The organism is Treponema sp. R6D11 (assembly GCF_054786075.1).
In genome coordinates, this window is record NZ_BDHD01000308.1 from 1 (window position 1) to 1,514 (window position 1,514).

Consider the following 1,514-nt stretch of genomic DNA (forward strand, 5'->3'; position numbering starts at 1 on the left):
GGACTCACGGTTCAAAATTCCACCGCGAACCTGGTTCAACGGGACAGAGCACATATCCTGCAAAAACTTTTAAAAATGTAAAGTTACCCGGACGCATGGGACGGGAAAAAGTAACGGTTTTAAGCCTTAAGGTTGTAAAAACAGATCCTGAAAAACAGCTCATTTTGGTTCGGGGCGCTGTTCCCGGTATTAATAAAGGGCTTGTGTTTGTCCGCTCCGCGGTCAAGAAGGGGCGGTAAACATGAACTGTAAAGTGTATTCAAAAGAAGGCAAAGAAATTCGTACTATGGCGTTAAACGATAATGTTTTTGGTCTTCCTGTAAACGAAGATTTAATTTGGTATGCTATTAATAACGAGCTTGCTAACAAAAGGCAGGGTAACGCCTGTACAAAGGGACGCGCCGAAGTTCACGGCTCAAACGCAAAACCCTATGCTCAAAAAGGAACAGGACGCGCCCGCAGAGGTGATAAAAAATCGCCTGTTCTTGTCGGCGGAGGCGTAATCTTCGGTCCAAAACCAAAAGATTATTCCTATTCAATACCCAAAAAAGCAAAACGGCTTGCCCTTAAAACTATTCTTAGTTTAAAAGCACAAAGCGACACGTTAAAAATAGTAGAAGATTTTTCAGTTGAATCGGGCAAAACAAAAGATTTGGCAAAACTTCTTGATAATTTTGAACCCGGACTTCGCACAGTAATAATCCTTAAAGATGACGATCCAAAAATTAAAAGAGCCGCGGCGAATATTCCGTGGGTTAAATATCTTTCTTACAACCGCCTTGAAGCGCATGAATTGTTTTATGGTCGCCAGGTGTTAATGCTGGAAACCGCAGCTAAAAATCTTAACGATTTTTACAATGAAAAGGAGGCAGGGGAATGATTCAATACGAAGATATTTTAATTGAACCTGTTCTTTCAGAAAAAGCAAACCACCTTCGTGAAGAAGGAAAATATGTTTTTAAGGTGGCTCAGTCGGCTACAAAGCCGCAGATTAAGGAAGCGGTGAGCAAATTGTTCAATGTGCATCCTATTTCCTGCACCACAATGGTTGTCGGAGGCAAGCCCAAAAGGCAGCGCTACCGCCAAGGATATACTTCCACTTGGAAGAAAGCGATTGTAAAAATTCCCAAAGATGAGAAGATTGCGATCTTCGAGGGCGTATAAGGAAAAATTATGGGTATTAAGAAATATAAACCAATAACGCCGGGAATGAGGCAATGGACAAGCCTTGATAACTCAGAGCTTACCAAGGGTGCAAAGCCGGAAAAGTCCCTTACAAAAGGAAAAAAAGAAAGAGCTGGACGTGATTCATTCGGACGCATCAGCGTGAGTCACCAAGGCGGAGGAAATAAACGCAAATACCGTGAGATAGATTTTAAGAGAGATAAAATAGGTATTCAGGGAAAAGTAGACACGCTTGAATACGATCCAAAACGAAGTGCGAACATCGATCTTATAAATTAAAAAGACGGCGAAAAACGCTACATTATCGCCCCTAAAGAACTTAAAACAGG

Annotated in this window: 2 protein-coding genes and 2 pseudogenes; all 4 read left to right on the forward strand. The window is 41.7% G+C overall.

All coding sequences use genetic code 11. From position 1 onward, the window contains the following. Window positions 1-239 (forward strand): annotated as a pseudogene (gene rplC, locus ACYVTD_RS12580) (50S ribosomal protein L3); the annotation flags it as partial. A 2-nt stretch (window positions 240-241) separates the two neighbouring features. Continuing rightward, on the forward strand, window positions 242-880 hold the full coding sequence (gene rplD, locus ACYVTD_RS12585; RefSeq protein ID WP_461248096.1) for a 50S ribosomal protein L4: 639 nt from the start codon (window positions 242-244) through the stop codon (window positions 878-880). Beyond that, window positions 880-1,164 carry a 50S ribosomal protein L23 gene (locus ACYVTD_RS12590; protein WP_461248097.1) on the forward strand — a complete coding sequence of 95 codons (285 nt, stop codon included), beginning with the start codon at window positions 880-882 and terminating at the stop codon, window positions 1,162-1,164. The genes rplD and ACYVTD_RS12590 overlap by 1 nt, the downstream gene beginning before the upstream one ends. A 9-nt stretch (window positions 1,165-1,173) precedes the next feature. Next, window positions 1,174-1,461 (forward strand): annotated as a pseudogene (rplB, locus tag ACYVTD_RS12595) (50S ribosomal protein L2); the annotation flags it as partial. Window positions 1,462-1,514 lie beyond the last annotated feature (53 nt).

Excerpts from the sequence above, each read along its gene's own strand:
- rplD (WP_461248096.1), top strand. The coding sequence starts at position 242 with ATGAACTGTAAAGTGTATTCAAAAGAAGGCAAAGAAATTCGTACTATG.